Origin of the sequence: Actinomycetospora callitridis (assembly GCF_028737265.1) — a bacterium.
Lineage (GTDB): Bacteria > Actinomycetota > Actinomycetes > Mycobacteriales > Pseudonocardiaceae > Actinomycetospora > Actinomycetospora callitridis.
The window spans coordinates 380,114-402,535 of sequence record NZ_JAQZAK010000001.1 but is presented as its reverse complement, the minus strand read 5'-3'; the positions used below and the strand labels follow the sequence as shown (position 1 = coordinate 402,535).

Below are 22,422 nucleotides of genomic sequence, written 5' to 3'. Positions count from 1 at the left end.
ACATCGTGGACCTCGTTCCCCTGACCGTCGTGCCCGTCTGGGCCTGGGTCGTCGTCCTCGCCGGCGTGTTCGGCCTGCTCGGCACGTTCGTCGCGGCCCTGCCCCGCGCGGCCCGCCCGCTCGCCGCCGCCGCCCTCGCGGCCTGGGTGGCACTCACGGGCGCGCTCGCCGTGGGCGGGGCGTTCGTCGAGGACGTGCCGTGGATCGGCCCGACGATCGTCGTCGCCGTGGCGCTCACGTGGCTCGGCCTGCGACGACTCGGCAGCGGCGTCGACCTCGTCGCCCTCACCGCCGGGCAGACGTTCCGCGTCGTCGGCGGCGTGTTCGTCGTGCTGTGGCTGGTCGGCACGCTGCCGCCGGCGTTCGCGCTGCCCGCCGGGCTGGGCGACATCGCGATCGGGCTCGCCGCGCCCGTGATCGCCCGCCGGCTCCGTCGGGGCGACCTCCGCGGGGTCCGCGCGTTCCACGTGCTCGGCATCGTCGACCTCGTCGTCGCGGTGGGCACCGGGTTCCTGTCGGCACCGGGGCCGCTCGGCGTGCTCGCGGGCGGCCCGACGACGTCCGTGGCGCTCACGGCGCTCCCGCTCGCGCTGATCCCCACCACGCTCGTGCCGCTGTCGATCGCCGTGCACCTCCACGTCCTGGGGCGGCTCCCGGTGGCGGGCCCGGTGGGACTGCGTTCCTAGGCTCCTGTCCATGGCCGGCCGGTACGACCAGTTCTGCGCGATCGCGACCGCGCTCGACACCGTCGGCGACCGGTGGACGCTGCTGGTGGTCCGCGAGCTCCTCGCCGGGCCGCGACGCCACGGGGCGCTCGCCCGCGACCTGCCGGGCATCGCCACGAACATGCTCGCCGACCGCCTTCGCCGGCTCGAGGACGACGGGCTCGTCGAGCAGGTGGAGCAGGCCGGTCAGGACGGGCGGGCACGCACCTACCGGCTGACCGCGGCGGGCCGCGAGCTCGAGCCGGTGATCGCGGCGCTGGCCCGCTTCGGGGTCACCCGGCTCCCCGCCGACTCCGACGGCCTGGCGTTCCGGCCGGGGTGGCTCGCGCTCGCCGTCCGGCTGCTGATGCGCCCCGACGCGCTCGACGAGGACGTCGTCCTGCGCTGCGAGAGCGCCCGCGGTGTCGCGCAGCTTCGCCTCGGGCCCTCCGGAGCCGTCGACGACCCCGACGCCGCGCCCGACGTCGTGCTGCGCGGCGACCCGGGCGTCCTGCTCGCCGCCCTCCGCGACCCCCGGCGGGCGGTGGAGCTCGCCGCTTCCGGGGACCTCGAGGTCACCGGCACCCCCGCCGCCCGTCGTCGTCTCGCCGCCGCCCTCGCCCTGCCCACCCCTGAGGAGACCCCGTGACCGCCTACTGGATCAACTACTTCACCACCGTGCACGACCAGGAGAAGGTCGCGGCCTACGCCGCCCTCGCCGGGCCCGCGATCACGCAGGCCGGCGGGCGCTTCCTGGCGCGCGGCCCCGCGGCCGCCGTCTTCGAGGGCGCCGGGACGGTGCAGCGCACCACGCTCATCGCGTTCCCGGACGCCGACGCCGCGGTGGCCGCGTACCACTCCCCCGCCTACCAGGAGGCCCTGCGCGCCCTGGGCGACGGCGCGGAGCGGGAGATCCGGATCGTGGAGGGGCTCCCCGACTAACCGCCGCCGATCGCCGACTGCAGCCGGCGCATCCCGGCGAGCCAGCGCTCGTAGTCCTCGCCCTTGCGCCGGAAGTACGTGAGCACCTCGGGATGCGGCAGGACGAGGAACTCCTCGCGCCCGATCCCCTCGACGACGGCCGCGGCGACGGCCTCGGGCGTGAGCACCTCGCCCGCCGCCTTCACCGTCCCCGTCGCCAGCGCGCCCATGCCGTCCGGGTCGGCCTCGAGCATCGGCGTCGCCACGCCCATGGGGCAGACGGTGCTGACGCGGACACCGCGCGCGCCGTACGTGACCGAGAGCCACTCGGCGAACGCCACCGCCGCGTGCTTGCTCACCGCGTAGGGTGCCGAGCCGATCTGGGTCAGCAGCCCCGCCGCCGACGCCGTCGAGACGAAGTAGCCCTCGCCGCGCTCCAGCCACCCGGGAAGCAGCAGCTTCGCGGCGGTGATGTGGGCGCGCAGGTTGACGTCGAGCACCGTGTCCCAGACGGCGTCGGGGGTCTCGACGGGGTCCGTGCCGGCACCGACGCCCGCATTGGCGAGGTAGACGTCGACCGGCCCGACCTCGTCCAGCAACGCGGCGGTCGCGTCGGCGTCGGTGACGTCGAGCGCACGCGTCACCGCCGCACCCTCGACCTCCGGGGCGTCGCGGTCGGTGGCCACCACGCGGGCGCCGGCCTCGGCGAGAGCGGCGACCAGCGCCCGCCCGATCCCCCCGCCGGCCCCGGTGACGACGGCCGTGCGATCACGCAGCTCCACTAGACCGTCTCGATGATCGTCGCGTTGGACTGGCCGCCGCCCTCGCACATCGTCTGCAGACCGCGCCTGCCGCCGGTGCGCCGCAGCTCGTGGATCAGCTTGGTCGCGAGGATCGCGCCCGTCGCGCCGAGCGGGTGGCCCATCGCGATGGCGCCGCCGTTGACGTTGGTGCGCGCGAGGTCCGCGCCGGTCTCGTGCGCCCAGGCGAGCACGACGGACGCGAACGCCTCGTTGCACTCGACGAGGTCGATGTCGTCGATCGTCAGCCCGGCACGGCGCAGCGCGTCCCGCGTCGCCGGGATGGGGCCGGTGAGCATGAGCACCGGGTCCTCGCCCACCACCGACAGCGTCGTCACCTTCGCGACCGGCGTGAGTCCGTGGGTGCGCACGGCGTCCTCGGACGCGACGAGCAGCGCGGCGGCACCGACCGAGACCTGGCTGGAGACGGCGGCGGTCAGGGCGTAGCCCTCGCGCAGCGGCGGCAGCGTGGACATCTTCTCGACGTTCGCGTCGGGGCGGATGCCCTCGTCGCGGTCGAGCCCCTCGAGCGCCGCGATCTGCGAGGTGAAGCGGCCCTCGTCGGTGGCGCTGGCGGCGCGGCGGTGACTCTCGACCGCGAACTCCTCCATGCGCTCCCGGCCGATGTCCCACTTCTCGGCGATCAGCTGCGCCCCGCGGAACTGGCTGATCTCCTGCTCGCCGTAACGCTCGATCCAGCCCGCGCCCTCGCGCCGGGTGCCCATGCGCTCGAGTACGGAGGCGTTGGCGTCGATCGGGACGATGGCCATGTTCTCGACGCCCGCCGCGATCACCATGTCCTGTGTGCCCGAGAGCACGGCCTGCGCGGCGAAGTGCAGCGCCTGCTGGGACGACCCGCAGGCACGGTTGATCGTCGTCCCGGGCACGTGCTCGGGGAAGCCGGCCGATAGCCACGCGGTGCGCCCGATGACCCCGGCCTGCGGGCCCAGCTGGCTCACGCAGCCCATGAGGACGTCGTCGACGGCGCCCGGGTCGATGCCCGTGCGCTCCACGAGGGCCTTCAACGCGTGCGCGCCCAGGTCGGCGGGGTGCACGTCGGCGAGCGCGCCCTTGCGCGTCCCGACCGGTGTGCGGACGGCGTCGACGATGTACGCCTCGGTCAGGGGCACCTGGTTCTCCTCGTCGGATCGAGCGCGGCGCGATCGAGCGCGTGGCGTTACGGACGTCCAGTGTCTGCGACGCCACGCCGCTGACACCAGAGGTGCCGCGTCACCCCGCCGCGCGGGCCTCGCGCACCAGGCGCCGGGCCCGGGCGATCTCGGGCGGGGCGGGGATGTCGGGGAGCAGGTCCGACGCCGTCCGGAGCGCCTTGAGGGCGAGGGTGACGCCGAGGTCGGTCGTCGGCAGGCCCGGCAGGCCGTACATCCGGCGCGCCCACCGGGGCAGGGTCGTGAAGGACACCGCGGCGATCGACGAGAGGGCCAGGGCGACCCCCGTCGGCGCGCTCGGCTGCGGGGTGAGCAGGCCGCCCACACCGCGCCGCGCCTCGTCGGTGAGCGCCAGCTCGGGGCGCACGCGGTCGAAGTAGGCGGCGAGTTCGGCCCGCGACGCCGGCACGATCGCGGGGTCGAGGCCCACCACCTCGGCCGCGCGCACGCTCTCCGCGACGTAGGTGTCGGCCTCGGCGTCGTCGACCACCCCGGCCCGGCGGGCGACGTCGACGTACGAGTCGATCTCGGCGTTGTGCACCCAGAGCAGGTTCTCGGGGTCGTCGAGCGCGAACGACGTGCCGTCCGGGGCGCGGCCCTTCAGGGTCGCGTGCATCCGCCGCACCCGCGCCCCGGCGGCCTCGACGTCGTCGTGGGTGCCGAAGGTGCGGGTGCCGACGAAGCCGACCGTGCGCTGGAACCGCGGCCAGGCCTTCTTCGGGTCGAACAGCGCGGAGTTCTGGAACGTCCCGCGCATGACCCGGGGGTGCAGCGACTGCAGCAGCAGCGCCCGCATCCCCGCCACCCAGAGCACGGGCTCCAGCTGGACCCGCCACGTCACCGACGACGGCCCGAACAGCCCGTGGTCGATCTCGTCCGTGCCCGTGCTCCCGACATCCACCGCCATACCGGTGGGGTCACCGATCCGGGTCGGTCCAACCCCGTTCGTGGCCCGTTCGACGCCGCGTCCTGCGGGTCAGTCCCGCGCGAGCTGCGCCGCCTTCTTCTCCACCTTCGCCTCCGCCTGCGCCGCGCGCTTCTCGGCCTTACGCACCGCCTTCTCGGCGTTCTTCGTCGCCTTCTTCTCCGCGCGTCGCTGCCCGTTGCCGAGCAGCAGTGCGGCGCCGATGCCCATCATCCAGATGTCCTTGGCGATGGGCGTGCCCTGCTGGGTGGGGCGCAGGCGCCCGTCGTGCATGCCCGGCGTCCGCAGGTAGAGCCCGAGCATCCCCGCGGAGAAGCCGGTCAGCGCGGCGCCGGCGAGGCGGCCGGGGACGAACGGCGCGAGGAGCGTGGCGCCCACGGCCATCTCGCCCACGGCGAGGGCCTTGAGGAACGTGGGCGGGTCCATGTCCTTGAGGAACGGGTAGGTGCCGGACGCGAAGCCGTGCAGCCCGGCCGCGGTCTCCTCGTCGCCGGACCACTTCTGGAGGCCGGAGTTGAGGATGAAGGCACCGGTGGCGAGACGCTGCGGCACCTGGGCGAGGTCGACAGAGGTCATGGCCTGATCGTGCGCCTGTGGTTCCGCGCGCGCCACCATGGGGGTCGATCCCACTAGGCTCCCGCGCGTGTCCGCCACGGACCCGGGCCCCCGATGACCATGCTGCCGATCTGGTTGCTGTTCGTCCTGTTCGTGATCGTGGTCCCGCTGCTGGTCACCGGGCTCCAGGTGCTTGTCCGCCGGCAGTGGCCGCACCTCGCCGAGGGCGAGCACAACGACGTCGCGGGCTACCTCATCGCGATCGTCGGCGTCATCTACGCCGTGCTCCTGGCGTTCGTCGTCGTCGTCACGTGGCAGCAGTTCAGCCAGGCGTCGAATGTCGTCGGGCAGGAGGCGAGCGCGCTGCGCGGGCTCTACCGCGAGACCGTCGCCTTCCCCCCGGAGGTCCGCGAGCGCGTCCAGGGCGACGTGCGCGACTACGCCGCGGCCGTGGTGACGTACGAGTGGCCGGCGATGGGTCGTGGCGAGCCCGGCTCGCCGGCGGTCGCGGCGGTACTCGACCGCACCGCGGAGCACCTCGCCACGCTGCCGGCCGACACGGCCATCCAGCAGGCGTACGTCGCCGTCGAGGCCGACCGGTTCGCCGACGTCCTCTCGTTCCGCTCGCAACGCCTCGACTTCGTCGGGCAGGGGCTCCCCGGCGTCCTGTGGGTCGCGCTGGTCCTCGGCGGCGTGGTCACGATCGGCTTCGGGATGATCTTCGGGCTGCGCAGCACGTCCCTGCACCTGTTCATGACGGGCAGCCTCGCGGCGACGATCGGCGTGCTGCTCTTCGTGGCGATCGCGATCGACCAGCCGTTCCTCGGCGACGTCGCCGTCCAACCCGCGCCCCTGGAACGCGTGCTGTCCGACTTCTCGCGCTGAGGCTCACTCGGACGGGCCGGGCACCAGCCGCGGGAGGATCTCGCCGACCCCGCCGCGCAGCACCACCGTGGCGACGTCGTCGTACGGCGTCGGCTCGGCGTTGACGATGACCACCGCGGCGCCGGCGGCCGCGGCGAGGTCGACGACGCCGGCCGCCGGGTGCACGCCCAGCGACGTCCCGACGGCGAGCAGGACGTCGGTGTCGACCGCGGCCCGCCGGGCCCGCATCAGCACGCCGACGTCGAGCTCCTGGCCGAAGGAGATGGTCGCCGATTTCAGGACACCGCCGCAGTGCAGGCACGGCGGGTCGTCCTCGCCGGCGGCGACGCGGGCCAGCGTCTCGGCCATCGGGGCGCGGGCACCGCAGGACAGGCACTCCGTGTGGTGCATCGTCCCGTGCAGCTCGACGACGAGCTCGGGCGACGACCCGGCGGCCTGGTGCAGCTCGTCGATGTTCTGGGTGAGCAGCGCGAGCAGCCGCCCCGAGCGCTCGAGGTCGACCAGCGCGGCGTGCGCGGGGCCGGGGCGCGCGGTCCAGACGGGGTGGGTCGCGCGCTGCCGCCAGGCCTCGCGCCGCACCTCCGGGTCGGAGACGTAGGCCTGGAGCGACGAGAGGCGCTCGGCCGCGGGGTTGCGCGTCCACACGCCCTGCGGCCCGCGGAAGTCGGGGATGCCGGAGTCCGTGGACACCCCCGCGCCGCTGAGCACGGTCACGCGCCGGGCGCGCGCGACGAGCTCCGCCGCGTGCGCCACCTCCCGGTCCGGAGCGTCGTCACGCATGCGCACACGGTCGCATGTTCGCTGGATCGGGTGGCGCGTGTAACGCAGGCATGATTCACCCCGACCTCACCCATGCGGCGTCGCGAGCACCTCCGGGTGATGGAACCCCCGGCTCGCGTCGCGGAGTGGAGGGGTGTCGTGGGGACCCACCGCAACACGTCGTCTCGAGTCATCGGTGTGCACAGCCTCCCGACGGCCGTCATCTCGCTGGTCCAGGAGCAGGCCGAGGTCCGCGGGCTCGTCCGTGACCCGCTGCCGGAGGTCACGCACGCGGTGCGCACCGACGAGGTCGTCGAGTCCGGCCGGTGGTTCGGCCGCAGCCGCACGCGTCGGCGCACCGTCGAGCTGCTGCTCACCCCGGACGTCCTCGTGGTGACCGACCGCGATCCCGACCGGGAGGGCGTGGACCCCGACGCGCAGGTGACCTTCCACCGGGTGCACCAGCTCGAGGTCACCGCGGTCGACGTGCCGGAGCCGGGCCTGAGCCTGCTCAGCACGCCCGTCGGCTCGACGGAGCGCAGCTCCCGGCACGTGCCGTCCGACGGGGGCCCCGAGGTCGCCCGCTTCCACGGGGCCGTCCTCGACGCCGCCGAGCGCTCGCGCCGCGTCGCCGACGTCGCCTCGTCGGCCGTCCCGTCGTCGCGCGCGCCCTCGGACGCGGAGTCGGTCGGCTCCTACTCGCGCGAGCTGTCCTGATCCATCAGGCCCCGTCGTGACGAACCGGATCGCGACGTGACATGAGCGGTGACGGCCCCGCCGGCGCTGTCTGCTCAACCCTCGGCGAGGCCGCCCCGATCGCCGGCCGACGGCCGGCGATGGCCGGGCATTTCCCGATCCGTCCCACTGTCGAAACGGGATCGGGCGCCCCTCAGTCGATGCCGCGCTCGGCGGGATCGCTCTCGATCGCCTCTCCCCTGTGCGCGCCGAGCCCGAGGGCGTCGTCGAACCAGACGGCGAGGGTCAGCGAGCGCTCGGTGCCGATCTCGATGAGCTCGTTCCGCACGGTCAGCGCGTGGGAGCGGGTCGCGGCGAACGGGTGGGCCGCCCCGGAGCCCAGGTCCACCAGGGTCCCAGCGTGGTGCCTGATCAGGTCCACGCGCGCGATGTCCGGGTCGTCCGCGCCCCCTTCCTCGGCCCAGCGCAGGACCTGGTCGGCGGCGACCCGGATGCGGTCGATGTCCACCCGGTCGATCTCGGCGTGGACGTGGGGCTCGGCGTCGTGGGAGGTGCTCATCGCTCACTTCCGGGGGAGGTGCCGACCACGGGCTCCGGGTCGGCCGGTGCACGGCAGAGTGCGTGTACGGAGTCGCCGAGGCCCTCGGCGTCGGCCGGTGCGGCCGCGCTCAGCAGGGCCGTGAACTGCTCGCGGTGTGCCCCGCCCAGCGAGACCGCGAGGCCGGTGGCCCCCGCGGTCAGGGCCTGCAGGCCGTCGAGGGCGGCCCGGTGGCACTCGGTCACGCCGGTCATGTCGATGTGGAGCCTCGTCTGCCCGCTCCCGTACAGCAGCCGGCAGTAGTCCAGGAGGCTCTTCGTCTCGGACGCGTCGAGCGGTCCGGCGAGGACGAGCGTGCGCGGAGTGTGTGCGTACACGGAGCGACCGGACCCCCTCGACCAGCGTTCACCGCGCTCCGGGCGCGCGTGTCGTGCCGTCCGGCGGGGTCCGAGCCGGGACGCGTTCGAACAGCGTCGCGCAGCGCCGCCGTTTGGTCCAGCCTCCGCAGGAGTTGCGGACACGCGGCTCACCGGTGTTCGGCCCTGCGCACGATCCGGTCGAGGACGAGGGCCAGCGCGGGCCAGCCGGCGCGGCCGCGGCGGGTCACCGCGTAGGCGCGGAGCCGGACGCCGGGTGCGGTGAGCGCGAGGACCTCGACACCGGGACGGGGACGGCGGTCGCGCGGCAGGAGACCGACGCCGAGCCCGGCGAGGATGAGGTCCTCGACGAGCTCGAGGCTGTCCGCCTCGTGGGTCAGGCGCGGCGCCACGCCGGCCATCGAGGCGAGGGTGCGCAGCACCTGTTCGTCGGCCCGGTTGCGGGAGTTGCCGATCCAGTCCCGGTGGGCGAACGCCGCGACCACCCCGAGGGCGTCGAGCGCGTCGGCGGCGGACGGCACCTCCTCGCTCGGGACCGCGAGCCCCCAGTCCGCCGACCACAGCGGGACCGCGGAGAGGTCGGGGTCGAGCGCGGCGGGAGCCAGGTCGTAGTCGTAGGTCAGGGCGAGGTCGATCTCGTCGGCGGCGAGCATCGCGTGCGCCTCGGCGGGCTCGTACTCGCGGATCGTCAGCGCCACCTGCGGGTGGGTCGTGGCCAGCGCGGTGACGGTCGGGACCACCGCCCGTCGAACGGCCGTCGCGAACCCGGCCACGCGGACGACCCCGTGCGGCTCGGCGTCCGGGTCGAGGTCGAGCTCGGCGGTCTCGATCGCGGCGAGGATCGTGCGGGCGTGCTCGGCCAGACGCCGACCCTCCGGGGTGAGCCGGGACCGGCGTCCCGCCGGCTCCACCAGGGCCGCGCCGACCTCCCGCGCCAGCGCGGCGATCTGCTGCGAGACCACCGACGTGCTGGTGCCCAGCACCTCCGCCACCACCCGCATCGAGCCGTGCCGCGCGAACTCCACGAGATAGGGCAGGCGACGGGTGTCCACGCCGGCCATCGTCCGTGATCTGCGGACATCGCGTCCATGATTCTCACGTGGACGCGAACGGTTCGCTCGCCTTCACTGGTCGTCGTGGCCGCCCCGACCTCCCCGCTCGTCCTCCCGTCCTCGCCCCGCACCGGCGCCCTCATGGCGACGGGCTCGATGCTGTGCGTCCAGATCGGGCTCGCCGTCTCCGTCGGCCTCTTCGACCGGATCGGGTCGACGGGTACGGCGGCGCTGCGGCTGCTCTGGGCCGGGCTCCTGCTCGCCGTGATCGCGCGTCCGAGGCCGTCGGCGTTCACCCGGTCCGGGTTCGCGGCCGCCGTCGCACTCGGCACCGTGACCGCCGGCCTGACGATCCTGTTCACCGAGGCGCTCGCGCGCATCCCGCTGGGCACGGCGGCAGCGCTGGAGTTCCTCGGCCCGCTCGGGGTCGCGCTGCTCCGGGGCCGGGGACGGGCGCGCGGCTGGGCCCTGCTCGCCGCGCTCGGCGTCGTCCTGCTGACCAACCCCTGGCAGAGCGGCCTCGACCCGGCCGGCGTCGCCTTCGCCCTCGCCGCCGCGGCCTGCTGGGCCGGCTACATCCTGCTGACCCAGCGCGTGGGCGACCAGGTCACCGGCCTGACGGGGCTCGGGGTGTCGATGCCGGTGGCCGGGCTGGTCGCGACCGTCGTCGCCGGGCCGAGCCTGGTGGGAAGCGTCTCGACGGGGGCTCTGGACCTGTCCGTGCTGCTCGCGGGCCTCGGGATCGCCCTGCTGCTCCCCGTCGTGCCCTTCAGCCTCGAGCTCCTGGCGCTGCGCCGGCTGACCACGGCCGCCTTCGGCACGCTGATGTGCCTCGAGCCCGCGATCGCCCTCGGGGTCGGGGTGCTCTTCCTGAGCCAGACGCCGTCACCGGCCGCGGCGGCCGGCGTCGCGGCCGTCGTCCTCGCGGGGATCGGTGCGGAACGGGCGGGGGCGCGGGGCGCTCAGTTCTCCACGAGTGCGTCGTAGCCGAGCACGCTCGCGGCGCCGTCGAGGTAGGCCTGCCGGTACGCCGGTGGAATCCACTCGGCGGTCCGGAAGACGGCGAGCGCCGCGCTGTCGAAGGTGTCGTCGAGGTGCACCTGGGCGCGGGCGCCGCTGTCGTCCTGCTCGCCCGGAGGCTGGGCGCCGTTCGGTGAGTCGGCCACGAGAGACCAGGGTGCACGTGTCCCGCCCCGGGATCCACCTCACTATCGGGGAGTGTCGCGGCCCGGTTGAGGCAGCAAGCGCTTGCTCCCGATCTCCCACCGACGTGAGGACGACGACCGGCGACGACGGTCGTGGGCGCTAGAGTGCACGCGGGCCCCCGTAGCTCAGGGGATAGAGCACCGCTCTCCTAAAGCGGGTGTCGCAGGTTCGAATCCTGCCGGGGGCGCCCTCCGCGGTCCGTCTTCACCCTCTTCGATCCGGCGCACTACGAGCTCGACGACGGCTATCTCGAGACGACCCTGTCCGACGACTCGCGCATGCCGCTGCGGTTCTTCGTCGCGTACGACAACGCCTGGTGGTTCGAGATCGTCACCGCCGTCGACGTCCCAGCCGTCGGCTACGACCCGGACAGCGACTCGGGCTTCATCGTCCTCGACATCCACTACGGGGACGACCTCCTGCGGGCCATGCAGCACGTGCACTTCGGCGCATCGTCGATCAACCGGATCCGGACCTACGCGGCGGGCGCGTTCTTCAGCCGAGCTCGGCCCTTGATCGAGCTCGACGCCCACGGCAACCGCTTCTGGCTCGAGACCGGCTACCACCTGCGCCAGTCCACCCTCGCCGGTCAGACCTTCCTCGACGGCGCCACGGGTCGCGAGTTCGCCACCCGCGAACCCACCGCCGCCCCGGTCGCGCGCATCCGGGCCAACCTCGACGAGCTGCTCACCCGACTCTGACGCACGCCAAGGCGTCGCGCGCGGCGGGTGCCGCCACCAGCACCTCGGCGGGGGCCGCGGTCCCGCACCGCTCCCCCTCGCTCCGGGCGAGCGAGGCCAGTGCCGGCCCGGCCGCCGCGACGGACCCGAACTGGAACGGCACCTGGGTCGCGTAGCAGGCCACGGCCCGGATCTTGCGGTCGAGCACCTCGGTCACGTCCACTGCGATCTCCGGACCGCGCACGTGCGCCATGGGAAGCGCGTCGGGCCCGCGGACGACGTACGGGGTGTCGCGCCACCAGGCCCGGCGGTCCTCGCCCACGAGATCGGCCACCACCGCGCCGACCCACTGGTGGTCGACGTGGTCGCCGAGGGCCTGCGGGGCCAGGACGAGGTCGGCACCGTCGATGACGGGTGCCAGTGCCTCGGCGAGTGCGGGGCCGACGTCGTCGCCGCCGTGCCGGCCGGCGAAGAGGTCGGCGGGGCTGTCGTAGCCCCGGTGCGGTGCCTCGAGCAGGTCGAGGTGACGGCCCGCGACCCCGAGAATCTGCAGGGCCTCCCGGTCCTCCTCGCGGCGCAGCGCCATGTAGTCGACGTCGGCCGCCAGCCCCTTGTCGAGCTGGGTCGACAGCGCGAACGGTGTCGCCGTGGCCGGGTCGACCGAGCCGGTGAAGCAGGTGACGACCTCGATCTGCGAGCCGGTCTCCCCGAGGCGCGCGAGGGTCCCCCCGATCGAGAACACGGCGTCGTCGAGGTGCGGGCTGACCGCTACCACCCTCACAGCAGGTGCGGCGCCGCGCGGAAGCGGCAGTCGGCGTCGACGGGCGGGTCGGCGATGGCGGGCACCGGCACGTCGCGCACCAGGTCGTACACCGACGTCACGCGGTCGGCGATCACCGGCCAGGACCAGACGGCCCGCACCTCGTCGAGGGCGCGGCGGGCCATGCCGACCCGGAGCTCCTCGCCGTCGAGCACCCGCACGATCCCGTCCGCCAGGGCCCGCGGGTCCTTCGCCGGGACGAGCACGCCGTTGTCGTCGGGCCGCACGCAGTCGCGCACCCCGACGACGTCGGTGGACACGACGGGCAGCCCCGAGGCCATCGCCTCGAGGATCGTGTTGGAGAACCCCTCGGCGTAGGTCGGGCTGACGAACACGTCCCCGCGCCCGTACACCTCGTGCGCCTGCTCGTAGAGCGTGTAGCCCAGCTGCTCGACGTGGTCGGCGAGCCCGAGCTCGGTGACCCGCTCGGCGACGAGGGCGGTGTCGGGCCCGATCCCGGAGACGAGGAGACGCACCCCGCGGCCGTCGTCGAGCAGCATGCGGTGCGCCTCGAGCAGGTCGAGCACGCCCTTCCGGGCGTCGACGCGACCGTGGTAGAGCAGCGTGGGCGGGTCGCCGAGCGCGCCCGGCTCGCCGTGCGGGGTGAAGCGCTCGGTGTCGGTGGCGCCGGAGACGATCGTCCAGCGGGCCGGGGCGACGTCGTGGCGGGCGGACACCTCGGCGGCGAACGACGGCGAGCCGATGACCAGCGCCGGGGCGTGGGTGAACACCGCACGGACCAGCTCACGGTGGGTGGCGCAGCAGGTGCCCACCCAGTGCCCGTCACCGCCCTGCACGCTGACCGCGGCGGGCAGGCCGAGCTCGTGCGCGGCGCGCAGGACCGCGAGCCCGTTGGGGTAGGCGTACTGGGCGTGCAGCACGTCGAACGGGCGCTCCGCGTGGAGCCGGGCGATGGTCGCCTGCATCGTCGCGACATCGGCCTCGAAGTCGGCGGGCCGGCCCTCGGCGACCTCCTGCTCGCCGTGCGCCTCCAGCGCCACGACCTCCACGCCGGCGGGGATGCGGTCGGGCGGCGGGGGGCCGCCGCCGTAGACCGCGCGTCCCGTCGGGTCCCCCCGGTACTGGGAGATCATCGTGACGTCGTGGCCCGCGCGCACGAGGTGGCGCAGCAGGTTCTCCGCGTACGCGCTCATGCCCGACACCGCGGGCCAGTAGCGGCGGGAGACGAAGCAGATCCTCACGTGACCTCCATGGCTCGCAGCGTCTCGATGGCCCGGGGCACGAGCTGGTCGGCGCGGTGGGAGTCGCGGGACAGCTCGAGGCTGACCAGACCGCGGTGCCCGACCTCGCGCAGGGCCCCGACGACGGCCGGCAGGTCCATGTCCCCCTCGCCCGGGGCGCGGTGGTCGTGGACACCGCGCGGCATGTCCTCCACGGCGACCGCGCCGAGCAGCGGGGCGAACTCGCGGACCGCGCCCTCGGGCGACCAGCGCCCCGAGACGATGCAGTGGCCGGTGTCGAGGGCCATCGACACCTCGGGGACGTCGAGAGCCAGCCGCATCCAGTCGTCGCAGTCGTCGACGAGCATGCCGGGCTCCGGTTCGACGGCGATCGTGACGCCGCGCGCGCGGGCGTGCTCGGCCACCGCGGTCACGCCCTCGACGAGCCACGTCCAGGCCTCGTCGCGGTCGAGGTCCGCGCCGAGCACCCCGGCCCAGAACGACACGGCCTCGCTGCCGAGGTCGGCGGCGACGTCGACGCACAGCCGCAGGAAGTCGACCCGCCGGGCCCGGTCGGCGGCGTCGGCGCTGACCAGCGTCGGGTGGTGCTTGCGTCGCGGGTCGAGCAGGAAGCGCGCACCCGTCTCGACGACGCTGCCCAGGCCCAGCTCGCCGAGCCGGTCGGCGAGGGCCGCGGTGCGCCGGGCGAGGTCGGGGGCGAACGGGTCGTGGTGGGCGACGTCGAGGGTGAGCGCGACGCCGGCGTAGCCGTGGTCGGCGAGCAGGGCGAGCGCGTCGTCCAACCGGTGCGAGGAGAGCCCGTTGGTGTTGTACGCCCAGCGCAGCGGGGGTGTCGGGGCGCTCATCGCAGCTCCACCTCCTCCCCCGCGGCCGCCCTGCCCACCGCGTGTCGGGTCGGTTCGCGGTAGAGCGGGTAGAGGTCGCCGACGACCGCGTCGACGCGGTCGCGGTCCAGCCACGCACGGTCGCTGCCGTGGTCGGCGGCCAGCCGCTGCGCGTCGTCCTCGGTCATCACCACGGGCAGCGCCCCGGGGTGCGGCGGGTCCCCCAGCCCGACGAGCCCGGCGGCCGGGTCGTCGGGGTCGCCCGCCCGCTCGAGCAGCCGCTCGACCCCCCGCCGGCCGATGCGCCCGTAGGACATCGTCTCGACCTCCAGGCCGGGCACGATCGCCTTGACCGCGCACGCGCTGTCGCTGCGTGCCACGACCGCGAGCACGTCGAACCCCTCGAGCCGGCCGAGCAGGTCGTCGAGCAGCGCCGCGGGCTCGTCGAGCGCGCCGGGTGCCACGGTGGGCAGCGCGTCGAACGCCATGCGGGAGCGTTCCGCGAGCACCGTCGGCTCCAGCAGCGTCCGCAGCTCGCGGGCGCTGCGGCCGGTCCAGTCCCGCATCGCCCGGAAGGCGCGCCCCTCCTGGGGCGGCAGCGGGTGGGCGAGCTCGCGCTCCCAGTACGTCCCGGGCGCGAGCGGGCGGACCTGGTCGAGGCCGGCGTGCGCGAAGACCTTGCGCACCCGCGCGGAGCAGAACTCCAGGAGCGCCTTCTGCAGGGCGACCTCGCGGTCGGGGTGGGCGGCCTCGCCGCACGCGGTGAGCGCGATCGGGTGCGGGGCGTCCGCGTCGGTGACGTCGTGCCCGACCACGTGCAGGTCGGTCACCCCGAACGCGGTGGCGGCGAGCTTCCCGACGACGCGGATCCCGGCGTCGCGCAGGTGTGCCAGCAGCCGGCGCGTGTCGGGGTCGCGCACCAGCTCGTCGTCGGGTCCCGTGTCGATCACGATGCCCCGGTCCACGGCGCGGAAGGCGGTGGCGTTGCCGTCGCGCTGGAGGAGCTCACCCAGGGCGTGTCCGAGCGCGCGCTCGACGGTGTCGCCGGCCCCGCACCCGTTGGTGATGACGGTGATCAGCCGCTCGGACGGGTCCTGCCACGGCAGGTCGACGGGGTACGCGGCGGCGAACTCGGCCGGGACGAGCACGGTCTCGCCCGTCCGGACCCGGGTGGCGGGCACCCACCAGCGCGGCGCGTCGGGATCGACGACGGCGCCGGCGGGCAGGGTGAGCGCGACCGGGTCGACCACCCCGTCCGCGCCGTGCCGCGCGCGCAGGGCGCGGTACGAGTCCCGGGTGCGGGGCAGGTCGCGCAGGTGCCGGGAGAGCAGCATCTCCTCGATGAGCTCCGCGTGGGCGGCCACACGGGCCCGGGCTGCGGAGAGCCCGTAGCCGAACGACCCGGAGCGCGGCCAGGTGCCGCCGGGGTCGGCGAAGTCGGCGGCGACGACGTGGACCCCGGTGCGGTCGGCCCCCCCGAGGGTGAAGTCGCCGGCCTCACCCGCGGGCAGCGCGTCGTCGTAGGCCCGGGTGACGGCGTCCAGGTCCGCCGGGGCGTCCACCGTCACGAGAGCTCCTCCAGCGGGATCGGTCCGGCCACCGGACGCCCGGCGAGGAGCCGGTCGTAGAGCGCGAGGACATGGGCGGTCGTGACGCCGTCGACGAACTCGAACGGGGTGGCGACGGCGTCGAACTCCAGCTCGCCGATCACCTTGCGCGCGTCCCGGATCTCCTGGTGCGACAGCGGGATCTGGGCGTGGAACGCCTTGTGGGCCGAGAGACCCGTCGGGCGGCCGGCGTCGTCCAGGCTCGCCTTGAGCATGTCGCCGCAGAACAGGACGCGGCGCCGCTCGTCGTGCAGCACCATGTGCCCGTCGAAGTGGCCGCCGGTGCGGTGGGCGACGAGGCCGGGGGCGAACTCGTGGCGGTCGTCGAGCGGCCACGTCACCCGGAACGTCTTGGTCCACTCCAGGTCGCGGACCCCGATGGCGAGGATCTCCGGCTCGAGGGCGTCCTGCAGCTGGAACAGCGCGCCGTACCCGTGGACGTGGCTGGCCGCGAGCGCGGCGAGCCCGCCCCGGCGCTGCAGCTCGGCGAGGGCCTCGTCGGGGTAGAAGCCCGCGCCCTCCCAGCCGACCAGGCCCTCGTCGGTCTCGATCACCCAGCCGCAGGTGCCGAGGCCGACCTGCGGCTCGCACCAGTAGCCGGTGATGCCGGGGCGGACCTCGGCCCACCGGGCCTCCCGGCCGGGGGCGATCTCGTCGAGGGACCGGAAGTCCCAGCCGTCGTCGGGTAGGGCGTTGCGGACGTCGGTGCACACCGGGCACGACGGCGGCGTCGCGAACCAGCGCTGCCAGTGCCCGCAGTTCGTGCACGTCCAGGGGGTCAGGGGCACGGTGCCTCCTTCTCGAGGGTGTGCAGCAGCAGTTCGTGCAGGGCGAGGTCCCGCGCGAGCGGGAAGGGCCAGTCGCGGTCGCCGCGGACCGCGGCGCCGAAGGCGGCGACCTGGCGGTCGAACGGCCCGTCGGGGTCGAAGGCCACCGCCTCGGCGGCGCCCGTCGCGGCGTCGACGAACGTCAGCGAGCCGCCCGCGACCTGGCCCAGCGTGTTCTCGGCGACGAGCTGGCCGCGGGTGCCGACGACCTCGAGGCGCCGGCGGGGCAGCGCGTCGGGCAGGCAGAAGCTGACGTGCGCGGTGACGATCGTCCCCGACGCGGTGGCCCCCACCAGCGCGGCGCTGTCGTCCGCGGCGGGGTCGGTGTAGGGGTGCACGCGGCGTCGCGTGACCGCGGTGAGCGAGGTGAGGTCCTCCCCGAGCAGCGTCCCGACGAGGTCGATGCCGTGCGGGGCGAGGTCGATCGCGGCGCCGCCGCCCGCCAGCGCCGTGTCCACTCGCCAGTTGCTGCCGTCGGAGGGCGTGTGCGGCGGCAACCACTCCGGCGGCAGCCAGCAGCCGTAGACGATCCGGACCGCGGTCACGGTGCCCAGCCGTCCCTCGGCGACGAGATCGGCGGCGCGCTGGTGCGCGGGATGGAAGCGCTGGTCGAACGCGGTGCCCGCGAGCCCGTCGCCGACCGCCGCGACCATCGCGGCGGCGTCGTCGACCGTGTGGGCCATCGGCTTCTCGCACAGCACCGGCACCCCGGCCGCGGCGACGGCCCGCACCACCGGCAGGTGGGCGTGGTTGGGCGTCGCGACGTAGACCGCGTCGAGGCCGTCGAGGGCGAGGAGCTCCGCGAGGTCGGTGGTGGTGACGACGCCGTCGCCGACCGCCGCGAGCGCCTCGGGGTCGCGGTCGCACACGGCGACGACGTGCGCGTGCGGGTCGGCGGCGACGGCCGGGAGCACGTGGTCGCGGGCCACCCAGCCGAGCCCGACCACGCCCCACCCCGTCACGGCACTCACCAGCGGTCCGGCAGCTCGACGAGGACCCGGCGCCGTGCCGCCTCGTCCCGGCCCATCCCCACGGGGACGTGCTCGGGGAGGTAGGCCGCGACGCGGTCGCCGTACTCGTCGGCCCACCGCGGGTTCGGCCACCTCCGCACGCCGCCGCGGTAGAGCGGGTTCGGGTGCAGCTCGGCGCCGGGAGCCGGCCCGAGGAGATCCGGCCGCGGCGGCGCACCGGCCCGGTCGAGGGCGAGGGCGACCGCCTCGGTGGCGCGCAGCGCGCCGGGCTCCGCGGGACGGGCGGGACGGGCGGCCAGCGCGGCCGCGGTCAGCTCCTCCTCGGCGTAGGTCAGGGCTCCGGGCAGCAGCCCGGCCCACGCGGGCACGGAACGGGGGTGGCCGGCGGCCCCGAGGGGGTGCTCGACGTTGTGGCAGTGCGCCGCCAGGACCGCTCCGCCCGACCCGGCGAGGTCGCCGGCGCGGCGCAGGACGTCCCCGGGGTCGTCGAGGAAGTAGAGCGTGTCGTGGCAGGACACCCAGGCGTCCCCGTCGGGCACGATCGGCCAGCCGGCCCGCAGGTCGGCGCAGACGAGCCGGACGTGCGCGTGGGGCGGCAGCACGAAGCGCCGCGCGAGCCAGAGCTTGGCGAAGACGATGTCGACGCCGGTCGCCGCCGGGGGCTCCCCCGGCTCGAGCGCGAGGCGGCGCAGCAGGTGCCCGGCTCCGCAGGCGAGGTCGACCACCGCGCGGCCCGCCGGCGGGTGCGTCGCCACCAGCGCGGTGACCGCCAGCCCCGACGGGTCGTGGTCGCGGTGCAGGAAGTAGTCGCCGACGCGTCCGAGGCCCAGCGCCGCGACGGCGTCGCGCAGTGTGGTGCCCGGGTCCGCGGCCGCCCGGTAGGCGTCGGCGAGGGCATCCGGCGGGGGTGGCGGCTGGTCCCACCAGTCGTCGTTGTCGGCGAGCAGCGCCGCGGCGGCCTCGGTGACCCGACCGTCGTCGAGCGCGGCGAGGGCGGTCGCGACGAGCTCGTCGCGACCGACCCGCAGGTACGGGATCCCGTCGAACACCGGCCAGCGGCGAGCACCGTCGGAGAGCGAGTGCGGGGTGTCGGGCGTCAGCGGGCGCCCCGACACGGGGTCGTGGAGTGCGGTCACGGCACCAATCCCGCCTCGGCGAGCACGGCGTCGTGGTACGCCGAGACCGGCGAGTCGTGCACGAGCTCGAGGTCGACCAGTGCGTCGCGGGCCGTGAACGCGGCGGCCCGGGCGTGGTGGTGGACCTGCAGCACGCGGTCGAGCACGTCGGCGGCGTGGAAGGCGCGACCGAGCGGACCGTCGGCGTCGGCCCGGGCCGTGAGCAGGTCCCGCACGCGCGCGGCGAGGGCGTCGGGCAGCGTCCCGAGCTCCCGCTCGGTGAGCCGCTCCAGCATCGGCTCGAGGTGCTCGCCGAGCAGCATCTCGCCCGCGAACCCCGCGTCGGGCAGCGCCACGTTGTGCAGGTGGTGGGCCAGACCGAGCAGGAAGGCGTCGCCCGGCTCCGCGCCCGTTTCCCCCGCCAGCAGCGCGCCGCACACCGCGACCGCCCAGCAGTGCTCGCCGTGGTCCTCGGGGGGTTCGACGATCAGGCGCGGCCGCCCGGGGGCGGTCGCGCCCGCGCGGGGCTGGTCGACGAGCGTCGCCGCGAACGCCGGGGTGGGCCCGGCGTCCTCGGTGGGGTCGGGTGCGGCCGCCAGCAGGGCGCACAGCCCCTCGGGCAGCGCGGCGCCGACCTCCTCGATCGCCCGCGTCCGCACCGCCCGCGCCTGGTCCGCGGTGAGTCCGGCGTCGCACAGCACCGGGCCGTCGAGTCCGGCGAGCCGCGCCCCCGCGACGGCGGCGGCGCACTCGCTCGCGGTGACCCTCGCCGGGTCCTCGCCCGCGACGAGCGCCGACCACGCGCGCAGGAAGGCGTGGTCGGCGATCGAGCCGGGACGGCCGGCCACGTGCACCCGCTTGAGGTCACCGATCTCCCGGAACAGCCCGACGAGGTCGCCCAGGCCCCTCGGCACGCCGAGCGTGTCGGGCTCGTGGGCCGTGCCCACAGGGCTCACCGGGCGAGCCACTCGTGCAGCACCTGCTCCTGGCGGTAGAGCGCGTGCTCCGGCTGCGAGCCGTCGCGGGTGATCGGCGCCTTGAAGAAGAAGCCGAGCTGCTCCTGGGCCCCGCCCTCGCCGCGCCGGGCGGCCTCGTCGACCAGACGCACCAGCTCGAGCACCAGTGGCGCGGCCAGCACCGAGTCGCGGCACAGGAAGTCGACCTTGACCTGCATCCGCTGGCCGAGGAACCCGACGAGGTCGATGTTGTCCCAGGCCTCCTTCTCGTCCCCGCGCGGTCGGTAGTAGTCGATGCGGACGACGTGGTCGTCGACGGGGTAGCCGAGCATGGAGTCCAGGACGGTGCCCTTGGTGTTGACCTTGCTCGCGAGCGAGTCGGCGTCGTCGAGGATCTCGCCGTCGCGGTTGCCGAGGATGTTGGTCGAGTACCACCCGTCGACCTGCAGTGCGCGCGACCGGAACGCCGGGGCGAGGACGGTCTTCATCATCGTCTGCCCGGTCTTGCCGTCCTTACCGGCCACCGGCACACCGCGTCGCGCGGCGAGCTCCCGCAGCGCGGGGATGTCGGCCGACGCGCTCGGCGTGAAGTTCACGTACGGGCAGTCCGAGGCGATCGCGGCGTAGGCGTACACCATGCTCGGGCTGACGACCGGGTCGTCGTCGTCCAGCGCGGCCTCGAAGGCCTCCGGGTCCTGCAGGGCCGGCAGCGTCAGGTCTGGCCAGCGCTCGGTGGACGCGAGGTTGACCACGACGACGCGGTCGAGACCGTTCTCCGAGCGGAAGCGCTCGAGGTCCTCGCGGACCCGGTCGACGCGCCCCCGCACCGACCCGACCGGCACCACGTTGGCCCCGGCGGCGTTGCGGCAGTACTCCGGGTCGGCCACCGCGGGCCAGGGCGTGATGCTCTCGAGCGCCGCGCCCGCCGCCTCGATCTGGCGTGCGTCCAGCACGCGGTGCACGTGGGCGGCCTTGGCGAGGTCGTCACCGTCCACGTCCCAGCCACCGAAGACCAGCGAGGTGTACGGCACGAGGTCGGCGACCTCGGCCAGCGGGAGCCCCTCGACGCCGGAGGCCCCGACCTTCAACAGCTCGACCCCGGCGACGGCGGTCGTCGCGACCGCCCCTCCCAGCCCGACGACCGCCACCCCGACCTTGCGCTGTTCGTCCGACACCCGACGTCCTCCTCGACCTGACATCCCGAAACGGGGTGCGTCGCGGGCGCATGACGTCCCGATCTCGACGCGCGACTCGTGGTCCGTGGGTGGCGCGTGGGCTCGGCCTCCCATCCCCGGGGGCCCCGTGATCGGAAGAGGTGAAACCTCGCTGTGAGCGGGGTAGCCGGGTCGGTGCAGCTCCTCGTGCTCGGCGGTGGCGGCTTCCTCGGCCGCCACATCGCCACCGCAGCCGTCCGCGCCGGCCACGACGTCACGGTCTTCTCCCGCGCCGGCACGGCGCCCGTCGACGGCGTCGAGGCGCTCGCCGGCGACCGGTACGACGACCTCACCGCGCTGCACGGACGGACCTGGGACGCCGTGCTCGACACCTTCTCCGACCCCGACGCGGTGTCCGCGACGGCCTCGCTGCTGTCCGGCCCGGTGGGCGCGTACGGCTACGTCTCGGGCATGAGCGTCTACCACCCCGCGGGCCCCGCGGTCCCGGGCGCCGGGGACCCGGTCCGCCGCGAGGGCGAGGCCACCGAGGACGACCCCCTCCAGGAGCGCTCGCTCGCCAAGCTCGCCGCCGAGGCCGCCCTCGCCGAGCGCTTCGACGGGCCGACAGCGATCCTGCGGGTGGGGGTCCTGGTCGGCCCGCACGACCCCACCGATCGGTTCACCTGGTGGCCGGTCCGCCTGGACCGCGCCCTCGCCGGGGACGCCGAGCGCACGGTGCTCGCCCCCGGCGACCCCGACCGCGTCGTGCAGTACACCGACGCCCGCGACGTCGCCGAGTTCGCGGTCGCGGTCCTCGACCGGCGCGGCGAGGGGGTCTTCGACACGGTGGGCCCGGGCCGGGCGCAGCCGCTCTCGGCGGTGCTCGACGCCTGCCTGCGCGCGGCGGGAGGCGCGCCGGGCGACGTCGACTGGGTGTGGGCGGGCGAGCGGTACCTGCGCGAGAACCTGCGGGACGTCGAGGAGGAGCAGCGGCCGCTCTGGTTCCCCGAGGACCAGATCCCGCAGGACGCGATCGACGCGTCGGGGGCGATCAGGCAGGGGCTGCGGTTCCGGCCCGCCGAGGAGACCGCGCGGGACGTGCTGGCGCAGCTCCGCGCGGAGGGGCGCACCGAGCTGACGGCCGGCCTCGACCCGGATCGGGAGCGAGCGCTCGTCGAGGGGTGGGTCGGCGTCTGAGGTTTGCGCGGGCGGCTCCCCGCCGACCATCGCCTGCGTGACCGACGACTACGCGCACTGGCAGGACGTCACCACCCGCTGGAACGACAACGACATGTACGGCCACCTGAACAACGTGGTGCACCACTCGATCATGGACACCGTCGTGAACCGGTGGCTGATCGAGAACGGGTGCCTCGACCCGCTGGGGGACGACACCATCGGCCTGGTGAAGGAGGTCCACTGCGAGTACCACGCACAGGCCGGGTTCCCCGACGTGGTGTCGGTCGGCCTGCGGGTCGGTGAGCTGGGGCGGTCGAGCGTGCGGTTCGAGGTCGGGATGTGCCGCAGCGACGGCACGCTCTTCTTCACCGGCCACTTCGTGCACGCGTTCGTCGACCGCCGCTCGCAGGAGCCCGTGGCGATCGAGGGCGAGCGCCGGGCGGCGCTGGAGGGCCTCCGATGATGCGACGCCAGTGAACGGCAAGCCCGCCCCATCACTC

General features: G+C 75.0%; 27 protein-coding genes and 1 tRNA gene. 10 read left to right on the top strand and 18 right to left on the bottom strand.

Annotated elements, in window-relative coordinates:
• Positions 1-5: 5 nt before the first annotated feature.
• The 3 genes from PH191_RS01985 to PH191_RS01975 are packed head-to-tail and all read left to right on the top strand — an operon-like array spanning position 6 to position 1,646.
• Positions 6-686: a hypothetical protein gene (locus tag PH191_RS01985; RefSeq protein WP_274192956.1), complete on the top strand. Its 681-nt coding sequence runs from the start codon at positions 6-8 to the stop codon at positions 684-686.
• A 10-nt stretch (positions 687-696) separates the two neighbouring features.
• Complete coding sequence (locus PH191_RS01980) at positions 697-1,353, top strand: winged helix-turn-helix transcriptional regulator (RefSeq protein WP_274192955.1); 657 nt, start codon at positions 697-699, stop codon at positions 1,351-1,353.
• Positions 1,350-1,646, top strand: coding sequence for a DUF1330 domain-containing protein (locus PH191_RS01975; protein WP_274192954.1), 297 nt, complete (start codon positions 1,350-1,352; stop codon positions 1,644-1,646). Before PH191_RS01980 ends, PH191_RS01975 begins: the two co-directional genes overlap by 4 nt.
• Here the strand turns inward: PH191_RS01975 and PH191_RS01970 are convergent.
• From PH191_RS01970 to PH191_RS01955, 4 genes are all read right to left on the bottom strand, one after another.
• On the bottom strand, positions 1,643-2,407 hold the full coding sequence (locus tag PH191_RS01970) for an SDR family oxidoreductase (RefSeq protein WP_274192953.1): 765 nt from the start codon (positions 2,405-2,407) through the stop codon (positions 1,643-1,645). The genes PH191_RS01975 and PH191_RS01970 overlap by 4 nt on opposite strands.
• On the bottom strand, positions 2,407-3,549 hold the full coding sequence (locus PH191_RS01965) for an acetyl-CoA C-acetyltransferase (RefSeq protein WP_274193652.1): 1,143 nt from the start codon (positions 3,547-3,549) through the stop codon (positions 2,407-2,409). Before PH191_RS01965 ends, PH191_RS01970 begins: the two co-directional genes overlap by 1 nt.
• A gap of 106 nt (positions 3,550-3,655) precedes the next feature.
• Entirely contained in the window at positions 3,656-4,501 is an 846-nt protein-coding gene (locus PH191_RS01960; protein ID WP_274192952.1) for an oxygenase MpaB family protein, read from the bottom strand.
• Positions 4,502-4,570: 69 nt separating this feature from the next.
• Positions 4,571-5,095, bottom strand: coding sequence for a hypothetical protein (locus PH191_RS01955; RefSeq protein WP_274192951.1), 525 nt, complete (start codon positions 5,093-5,095; stop codon positions 4,571-4,573).
• A gap of 93 nt (positions 5,096-5,188) precedes the next feature.
• Between PH191_RS01955 and PH191_RS01950 the strand changes: the two genes are divergently transcribed.
• Positions 5,189-5,959, top strand: a complete 771-nt coding sequence (locus PH191_RS01950) for a bestrophin-like domain (RefSeq protein WP_274192950.1) — start codon at positions 5,189-5,191, stop codon at positions 5,957-5,959.
• Between the two features lie 3 nt (positions 5,960-5,962).
• Here PH191_RS01950 and PH191_RS01945 read toward each other — a convergent pair whose 3' ends face one another.
• Positions 5,963-6,739: an SIR2 family NAD-dependent protein deacylase gene (locus tag PH191_RS01945; protein WP_274192949.1), complete on the bottom strand. Its 777-nt coding sequence runs from the start codon at positions 6,737-6,739 to the stop codon at positions 5,963-5,965.
• Positions 6,740-6,916: 177 nt separating this feature from the next.
• Between PH191_RS01945 and PH191_RS01940 the strand changes: the two genes are divergently transcribed.
• Positions 6,917-7,435, top strand: a complete 519-nt coding sequence (locus PH191_RS01940) for a hypothetical protein (RefSeq protein WP_274192948.1) — start codon at positions 6,917-6,919, stop codon at positions 7,433-7,435.
• A gap of 172 nt (positions 7,436-7,607) precedes the next feature.
• Here PH191_RS01940 and PH191_RS01935 read toward each other — a convergent pair whose 3' ends face one another.
• From PH191_RS01935 to PH191_RS01925, 3 genes are all read right to left on the bottom strand, one after another.
• Positions 7,608-7,973: a hypothetical protein gene (locus PH191_RS01935; RefSeq protein ID WP_274192947.1), complete on the bottom strand. Its 366-nt coding sequence runs from the start codon at positions 7,971-7,973 to the stop codon at positions 7,608-7,610.
• The gene (locus tag PH191_RS01930; protein WP_274192946.1) at positions 7,970-8,329 is read right to left on the bottom strand and encodes a hypothetical protein; all 360 of its coding nucleotides are present in this window, start codon (positions 8,327-8,329) and stop codon (positions 7,970-7,972) included. Before PH191_RS01930 ends, PH191_RS01935 begins: the two co-directional genes overlap by 4 nt.
• A gap of 149 nt (positions 8,330-8,478) precedes the next feature.
• Positions 8,479-9,381, bottom strand: a complete 903-nt coding sequence (locus PH191_RS01925; protein ID WP_274192945.1) for a LysR family transcriptional regulator — start codon at positions 9,379-9,381, stop codon at positions 8,479-8,481.
• Positions 9,382-9,465: 84 nt separating this feature from the next.
• On the opposite strand from PH191_RS01925, the gene PH191_RS01920 reads away from it, so the two are divergent.
• Positions 9,466-10,368, top strand: a complete 903-nt coding sequence (locus PH191_RS01920) for an EamA family transporter (RefSeq protein WP_274192944.1) — start codon at positions 9,466-9,468, stop codon at positions 10,366-10,368.
• Here PH191_RS01920 and PH191_RS01915 read toward each other — a convergent pair.
• The gene (locus PH191_RS01915) at positions 10,344-10,547 is read right to left on the bottom strand and encodes a hypothetical protein (protein WP_274192943.1); all 204 of its coding nucleotides are present in this window, start codon (positions 10,545-10,547) and stop codon (positions 10,344-10,346) included. The genes PH191_RS01920 and PH191_RS01915 overlap by 25 nt on opposite strands.
• Before the next feature lie 154 nt (positions 10,548-10,701).
• On the opposite strand from PH191_RS01915, the gene PH191_RS01910 reads away from it, so the two are divergent.
• Positions 10,702-10,774: transfer RNA gene (locus tag PH191_RS01910), tRNA-Arg, on the top strand.
• 91 nt (positions 10,775-10,865) lie between these two features.
• Positions 10,866-11,288: a hypothetical protein gene (locus PH191_RS01905; protein WP_274192942.1), complete on the top strand. Its 423-nt coding sequence runs from the start codon at positions 10,866-10,868 to the stop codon at positions 11,286-11,288.
• Here PH191_RS01905 and PH191_RS01900 read toward each other — a convergent pair.
• From PH191_RS01900 to PH191_RS01860, 9 genes are read right to left on the bottom strand one after another with little or no spacing between them, the layout of a single operon-like run.
• Complete coding sequence (locus tag PH191_RS01900; protein WP_274192941.1) at positions 11,275-12,042, bottom strand: PIG-L deacetylase family protein; 768 nt, start codon at positions 12,040-12,042, stop codon at positions 11,275-11,277. The genes PH191_RS01905 and PH191_RS01900 overlap by 14 nt on opposite strands.
• Before the next feature lie 2 nt (positions 12,043-12,044).
• The gene (locus PH191_RS01895; RefSeq protein WP_274192940.1) at positions 12,045-13,289 is read right to left on the bottom strand and encodes a glycosyltransferase family 4 protein; all 1,245 of its coding nucleotides are present in this window, start codon (positions 13,287-13,289) and stop codon (positions 12,045-12,047) included.
• Positions 13,286-14,134: a sugar phosphate isomerase/epimerase family protein gene (locus PH191_RS01890; RefSeq protein ID WP_274192939.1), complete on the bottom strand. Its 849-nt coding sequence runs from the start codon at positions 14,132-14,134 to the stop codon at positions 13,286-13,288. The genes PH191_RS01895 and PH191_RS01890 overlap by 4 nt, the downstream gene beginning before the upstream one ends.
• Complete coding sequence (locus PH191_RS01885; RefSeq protein WP_274192938.1) at positions 14,131-15,681, bottom strand: YcaO-like family protein; 1,551 nt, start codon at positions 15,679-15,681, stop codon at positions 14,131-14,133. The genes PH191_RS01890 and PH191_RS01885 overlap by 4 nt, the downstream gene beginning before the upstream one ends.
• Complete coding sequence (locus PH191_RS01880) at positions 15,678-16,508, bottom strand: MBL fold metallo-hydrolase (RefSeq protein ID WP_274192937.1); 831 nt, start codon at positions 16,506-16,508, stop codon at positions 15,678-15,680. Before PH191_RS01880 ends, PH191_RS01885 begins: the two co-directional genes overlap by 4 nt.
• Positions 16,499-17,518 carry a Gfo/Idh/MocA family protein gene (locus PH191_RS01875; protein WP_274192936.1) on the bottom strand — a complete coding sequence of 340 codons (1,020 nt, stop codon included), beginning with the start codon at positions 17,516-17,518 and terminating at the stop codon, positions 16,499-16,501. The genes PH191_RS01880 and PH191_RS01875 overlap by 10 nt, the downstream gene beginning before the upstream one ends.
• On the bottom strand, positions 17,515-18,654 hold the full coding sequence (locus PH191_RS01870; RefSeq protein ID WP_274192935.1) for a class I SAM-dependent methyltransferase: 1,140 nt from the start codon (positions 18,652-18,654) through the stop codon (positions 17,515-17,517). Before PH191_RS01870 ends, PH191_RS01875 begins: the two co-directional genes overlap by 4 nt.
• Positions 18,651-19,589: a hypothetical protein gene (locus PH191_RS01865; protein WP_274192934.1), complete on the bottom strand. Its 939-nt coding sequence runs from the start codon at positions 19,587-19,589 to the stop codon at positions 18,651-18,653. The genes PH191_RS01870 and PH191_RS01865 overlap by 4 nt, the downstream gene beginning before the upstream one ends.
• Positions 19,586-20,764 (bottom strand): inositol-3-phosphate synthase, encoded by a 1,179-nt coding sequence (locus PH191_RS01860; RefSeq protein WP_274192933.1) that lies wholly within the window; start codon positions 20,762-20,764, stop codon positions 19,586-19,588. Before PH191_RS01860 ends, PH191_RS01865 begins: the two co-directional genes overlap by 4 nt.
• Positions 20,765-20,917: 153 nt before the next feature.
• Between PH191_RS01860 and PH191_RS01855 the strand changes: the two genes are divergently transcribed.
• Positions 20,918-21,940, top strand: coding sequence for an NAD-dependent epimerase/dehydratase family protein (locus PH191_RS01855; protein ID WP_274192932.1), 1,023 nt, complete (start codon positions 20,918-20,920; stop codon positions 21,938-21,940).
• Between the two features lie 37 nt (positions 21,941-21,977).
• A complete protein-coding gene (locus PH191_RS01850; protein WP_274192931.1) occupies positions 21,978-22,385 on the top strand; it encodes an acyl-CoA thioesterase in 408 nt (135 codons plus the stop codon).
• The last annotated feature ends 37 nt before the right edge of the window (positions 22,386-22,422 follow it).